Genomic DNA, 5,731 nt, shown 5'->3' on the forward strand with positions numbered 1-5,731 from the left:
CTACTTGTTCGATAAGCAGATTACCGGTGGCCTGCAAGGCTTTGAGGTCGATGCCGAGATGACGCATGCGTTCGAACAGCAGTCCCAGCTCTTCATCGAAAATGAACAGCGCGGCTTTTTCGCCTCGGGCCACCGCTGCGGCGGCGAAGATCATCGAAATCATTGATTTGCCGGTACCGGCCGGGCCGAGAATCAGCGTGCTGGAGCCGGTTTCGATGCCGCCGCCGAGCAGGGCGTCCATTTGCGGGATGCCGCTGGACAACTGCAGCCGCGCGTAGTCGCCGCGATGTTCCGCCGCTACCAGGCGTGGGAAAACATGGACGCCGTCGCCCATGATGGTGAAATCGTGGAAACCGCCACGGTATTTCTGCCCGCGATACTTGACCACTCGTACCCGACGACGCTCGGCGCCGTAGCTTGGCGTCAGCTCTTCGAGGCGAATCACGCCGTGGGCTACACTGTGCACGGTCTTGTCGAGGGATTCGGTGGTCAGGTCATCGAGCAGCAGGACGGTGGCGTCGTAGCGCACGAAGTAGTGCTTGATCGCCAGAATCTGCCGACGATAGCGCAACGAGCTCTGCGCCAGCAGACGGATCTCCGAAAGGCTGTCGAGCACTACACGGGTCGGTTTGAAGCGTTCGACCACTTCGAAAATCTGCCTGGTCGCCTCGCCCAGTTCAAGGTCCGAGGAATACAGCAGGCTTTGCTGGTGTTCGGCATTGAGCAGGCTTTCCGGCGGTGTCAGCTCGAAGATTTTGATGTTTTCGTTCAGCTCCCAGCCGTGGGAGAGCGCACCTTGACGCAGTTCTTTCTCGGTTTCCGAGAGAGTGATGTACAAGCAACGTTCCCCGGCCAGCGCACCGGCGCGGAGGAAATGCAAAGCCACGGTGGTTTTGCCGGTTCCGGGTTCCCCCTCGAGCAAAAACACATGGCCGCGGGACAGGCCACCGGCAAGGATGTCATCCAGACCTACAATGCCGACGGCGGCCTTTGCACTGATCAACTCGTTTGATGTAGTCAAAAAACGCCCTCTTATGACTAGGGTAATCCGGCGACTGGCTTAAGTGAGCCGCCTGAATAACTTGACCTCAGGGCATGTTCACGGTTCCGCTTTTTCTTTCGACAGGTGGTTGATTGCACCCGCTCTACCTTGATTAAAGACCCTGTTGCAGGGCCGGGTCGTCCGGATTCAGCTGCTCCAGTTGCGCCAGCAGAATCTGCACATTCTGCAATTGGCCGCTTTCCTTCCAATAGTTGATCAACAACACCCGCGCCTTGCGGTCGGCGGGGTGGCGCTGAACGATTTCCTGCAGTTGTTTCTGCGCCGCTTCCAGTTCTTCCGCGCTGTGCAGAGTGGTGGCGAGGTCGTAGCGATAATCCTTGTTGTCCGGTTCCAGCTCGACCGCTTTGGACAGGCCGAGCAGGGCATATTCGCGCTGGCCGTGGTGCAGCAGCCACAGGCCGAGGGCATGTTGCAGATAGGCCGAATCGGGCTGCGCCTTGAGTTGGCGGGCGAGCAACTGGCGAGCGGCATCGCTCTGGCCCTGGCGGTCGAGCACATCGATCTGCATGACCAGCGCCGGCAGGTTGCCCGGTTCCAGGCGCAAGGTATTGTCCAAAGCCTGTTGGGCCTGTTTGTATTCGGCGTTGTGAATATAGAGACGGGCCAGTTGCGCATAGTTGGCGGCGCTTTCCGGCTGGCTTTCCAAGGTCTGTTGCCAGCCGTCGATGGCCTGCTGTAGCGGTGCGAAATACAGGCCGAGCTCGTCCGGGGCCAGGCCGAGCAGGGCGTTGATCGCGGCGAAACGGACAGTTTGTTCTTCATCATCAAGCAACGGTCCTAGCAGCAGACTGCGCTGCCCGCCGGGCACCAGACCGACGATGCTTTTGATCGCTGCGACGCGCACTTGCGGCGCTTCGTGATGCAAGTCGATGTCCGCCAGCTTCAACGCCTGCGGACTGGGGTAATTGGGCAGTTCGCCATGCAGCCAGACCCGGCGCTTGACCGAGATGTCCGGGCGGCCCAATTGCTGGTACAACTGGCGCGCCGCTCCGGGTTCACCGGTGCGCGCGGCGTTCAGCGCTTCGCTGTAGCCATGTTTGATAGCATCGGGGATGGTCGGAGTGCTGCTGCGCCAGGACAGCCAGACGACGCCGAGGATCAGTACGAGGCCTAAGCCGATCAGCAGGTTGCGGCGGGACTGAGTCATGCGGGTTTCCGAAAGCTTCGAACTTGAGCAGAGCGGCAAGCTTCGTTCAGCTTGGCGCGTGAGTCAAACCGTTGCCAGCGAATCGTCCTACAACACGTGTCGACTGTGAAATCCGTCAGGCTTTTGCTGCAATGTCTACGCTTGCAGAAGTCGTTTTAAAGAGAGTGCCCATGTCTGCGCTGTACACCTATTTCAAGGCTTTGATCCATCCCGGTCAGGCTGTCTTGCTGTTTGCCCTGCGGACCATCGCCGCCGGGCTGTTGACCCTTTATCTGGCGTTCATTTTTGATCTCGAACAGCCGAAGTGGTCGATCATGGCCGTGGTGATCGTCAGCCAGCCACTGGCAGGGATGGCACTGGCGCGCAGTTTCGGCCAGGTAATCGGCACCACCGTGGGCGCGGCGGTGGCGGTGCTGATCATGGCGATTTTCCCTCAGGCGCCGCTGCCGTTCATCACGACATTGGCGTTGTGGCTGGCGCTGTGCACGGCGGGCGGCACCTTGTTGCGTTACACCAGCTCCCAGGCGTTCGTGCTCAGTGGTTACACCGCTGTGGTCGTAGCTTTACTGGCGATTCCGGATCAGGACGGCACCTTTCTGCTGGCGGTCACCCGCGTCACCGAAACTTTGTTGGCGGTCGCCTGTGTCTGTGTGGTCAGTTTGCTGACGGCCCGGCCTGAGGCCGTCACCAAGGGCTATTTCGCCAAAATCGATCAGGTGATCAAACTGGCCGCCAGCCACGCTGCCGAGGTGCTTCGTACGGAAGAAAGCGAAGCCGATTTCCAGCGTAGGCAAATGCAGCTGCTCGGCGAGATCAGCGCACTGGAAGGTTTACGACGTCATTTGTATTTCGATGCCCCCCGTTTGCGCAGTGCCGACAACCTGGTATTGCTGCTCGGCAACCAACTGATGCTGCTGACCTCGCGACTGACCGCGCTGCGTCATCAGCGCGAATTGCTCATCGAACGCTGGGAGGGCGATCTGCCGCTGGAGGTCCAGCAGCTGCGTGCCGAGGAACTGGCGTTGCTTGAGCAGTTGGCGCAACAGGGCCGCGCGCTGTCTGGCGCCGATCGGCAGCGTTTCGTCACCTTGCAGCAACAGTTCGAAGCGTTGGCGTACAAGGCCGAGCAGCAGACCGAGAACATGAGCGCGACCCTGCGTTCATTGGCTTGGGCGCTGCGTTGGGAGCAGGCGCGCCTGTTGCAGCAACTTGAGCAGATCCTCGAACTGAGCGACGCGATTCAGGAAGGGCGCCCGGCCAGTTGCCTTTATCGCGGCCAGAGCAGTCCGTTGCATCTGGATTTCACCCTGGCCTCGATGAATGCGATCCGTGCCTTCACCGCGCTGTTGGTCAGCGGGTTGATCTGGATCGAAACGGCGTGGGATGGCGCGCGCGGCGGGATGATTCTGGTGGGGATTCTCTGCTCGCTGATGGCGACTTTTCCGCGTCCGCTGATGGCTGCGCAAAGCTACGCCCGTGGCTTGGGTCTGGCACTGCTGGTATCGGCGTTCTATCAATTCATGCTGGTCCCGGCGATCAGTGATTTCGAGCTGCTGGCCTTGCTGCTGGCGCCGCTGCTATATGCAATTGCCGTGGGAATTTCCAGTCCGGCCACCGCCGGTATCGGCATGGGCCTTGGCCTCTCCAGTTTCCTCATGCTCGGACCGCAAAATACCGGCACTGGGCAGAATACGGCGATTCAATGGTTCGAATTCGCCGGCGCCTACGTCAGCGCAGCGATGCTGGCCCTGATCGTTTATGCGCTGATCTTCCCGTTCCGCCCGGCCTTGCGCATCCGCCGCCTGTACGGCGAAGCGCGGGAGCAGGTGTGCCAACTGAGCAAAATGCCGGCCACCGATGAACAACAATTCGCTTTCGAGAGTCGGATGACCGATCGCCTGACCAGCATGCTCGGCCTGCTGCCAGCGGCGAACGATCGTGCCATGCAGCGCTTGTATGAAATCAGCCTGGCATGCGTGGCCTTGGGCGTGGCCATGCATCAGCTGCGGCAGCAGGCGCAGAACAACGCGCTACTTACCGATGCGTTCGGCCAACGCCTGGCGTCGGCGTTGCGCAAGACCGGTCGTTTGGTTGCCGGTCGCGACGATGTCCAGCTTGCGGCGCTGCTGGCCACGTTGCACCAACTCGGAGATGAGCTGGACGAGCTGCACGCCACCAGTCATGAACATCTTTGGTCGGTGTTTCGCATGCGTGTGGCGCTGCTGATTGTGGTGTCATTCCTCGAGCGGCACGGCGATTATTTGCAACCTCAAGGCCTGGAAGGAGAACCGCAACTTGCCCATTGATTTCGAAATTGGCGGGGTTTATCTGCCGCCGATTGCCCAGGCACTGTTACTGGCGATTCCGATTTTCATGTTGCTGGACTGGTGTCTGCGGCGCCTCGGCGTGCTGCGCCTGGTGTGGCATGAAGCACTGTTCGAAGGCGCGCTGTACGCCTGTGTCTGCGCCACGCTGATTCTGTTGATGGGAGCCTGATGTCTTGAAAGCACTAGTTGCACGAATGATGACCGTGGCAGTGGTGATCCTGGCGATCGTCCTCGGCTGGTTCGCCTGGGAGTATTACACCCGCGCGCCGTGGACACGGGATGCTCGGGTGAGGGCGGATGTGGTGACGCTGTCGGCGGATGTTTCGGGGCGAATCGTCAAACTGGCAGTGCAGGACAACCAGCATGTCGACAAGGGCCAATTGTTGCTGGAGATCGATCCGGCGCGCTATCAACTGGCGGTCGAGCATGCCCGGCGTTCAGTGGAAGTGTCCAAGGCGTCGCTGGGGCAATCGCAAGCGGCAATCGTCGCCAGTGAAGCGTTGCTCAAACAACGTCAAAGCGAGGAGCGCCGCCGCCGCACGCTGAAGCAGGGCTTCGCGATTTCCGGTGAAGAATGGGAGAAGGCCAGTACCGACGTGGCGGTTGCCCAGGCGGATCTGTTGCGCAATCAGGCCAACCTCGGGCTGGCCGAAGCCAATGTGCAACTGGCAATTGCCGCGCTGACCCAAGCCGAACTGGACTTGCAGCGCACCCGCGTTGAATCGCCAGTGAGCGGTTACGTGACCAACCTGCTGACCCGCCAGGGTGACTATGCACAAGCCGGCGGCGCACTGCTGGCGCTGGTCGACAGCGATTCGTTCTATGTCAGTGGTTACTTCGAGGAAACCAAGTTGCCGCGAATCGAGGAGGGTGATCGGGTACGCATTCAATTGATGAGCGGTGAGCGTTTCGGCGGTACGGTAGAAAGCATCGCCTTCGCCATCGCCGACCGCGAAAACGCGCCGGGCAGTCGTCTGCTGGCGAACATCAACCCGAGTTACACCTGGGTGAAACTGGCGCAACGGGTGCCGGTGCGCATTGGCATTGATGGTGACTTTGCCGGCAAGCATCGCCTGCGCGCCGGTACAACCGCCACCGTCACCGTCCTGGAACCCTGATCCCCGGTAGGAGCTGTGTTGATCGTTCCCACGCTCCGCGTGGGAATGCAGCCCGTGACGCTCCGCGTCACTGGAC

5 protein-coding genes are annotated in these 5,731 nt (G+C 60.5%); 3 read left to right on the forward strand and 2 right to left on the reverse strand.

What is annotated here, in order from left to right; genetic code table 11:
* Together F8N49_RS24930 and F8N49_RS24935 are read right to left on the reverse strand one after the other, a co-directional pair.
* The coding region (locus F8N49_RS24930; RefSeq protein WP_151553014.1) for an ATPase domain-containing protein at positions 1-1,021 on the reverse strand (1,021 nt) is incomplete at its 3' end.
* A gap of 133 nt (positions 1,022-1,154) precedes the next feature.
* Complete coding sequence (locus F8N49_RS24935; RefSeq protein WP_122611339.1) at positions 1,155-2,210, reverse strand: tetratricopeptide repeat protein; 1,056 nt, start codon at positions 2,208-2,210, stop codon at positions 1,155-1,157.
* A gap of 170 nt (positions 2,211-2,380) precedes the next feature.
* On the opposite strand from F8N49_RS24935, the gene F8N49_RS24940 reads away from it, so the two are divergent.
* The 3 genes from F8N49_RS24940 to F8N49_RS24950 are packed head-to-tail and all read left to right on the forward strand — an operon-like array spanning position 2,381 to position 5,655.
* The gene (locus F8N49_RS24940) at positions 2,381-4,516 is read left to right on the forward strand and encodes an FUSC family protein (protein WP_151553016.1); all 2,136 of its coding nucleotides are present in this window, start codon (positions 2,381-2,383) and stop codon (positions 4,514-4,516) included.
* Complete coding sequence (locus F8N49_RS24945) at positions 4,506-4,706, forward strand: DUF1656 domain-containing protein (protein ID WP_016774855.1); 201 nt, start codon at positions 4,506-4,508, stop codon at positions 4,704-4,706. The genes F8N49_RS24940 and F8N49_RS24945 overlap by 11 nt, the downstream gene beginning before the upstream one ends.
* Before the next feature lie 25 nt (positions 4,707-4,731).
* On the forward strand, positions 4,732-5,655 hold the full coding sequence (locus F8N49_RS24950) for an HlyD family secretion protein (protein ID WP_371699471.1): 924 nt from the start codon (positions 4,732-4,734) through the stop codon (positions 5,653-5,655).
* Positions 5,656-5,731: the final 76 nt, after the last annotated feature.

The organism is Pseudomonas sp. GXM4 (assembly GCF_008923895.1).
Classification (GTDB): Bacteria; Pseudomonadota; Gammaproteobacteria; order Pseudomonadales; family Pseudomonadaceae; genus Aquipseudomonas; species Aquipseudomonas atacamensis.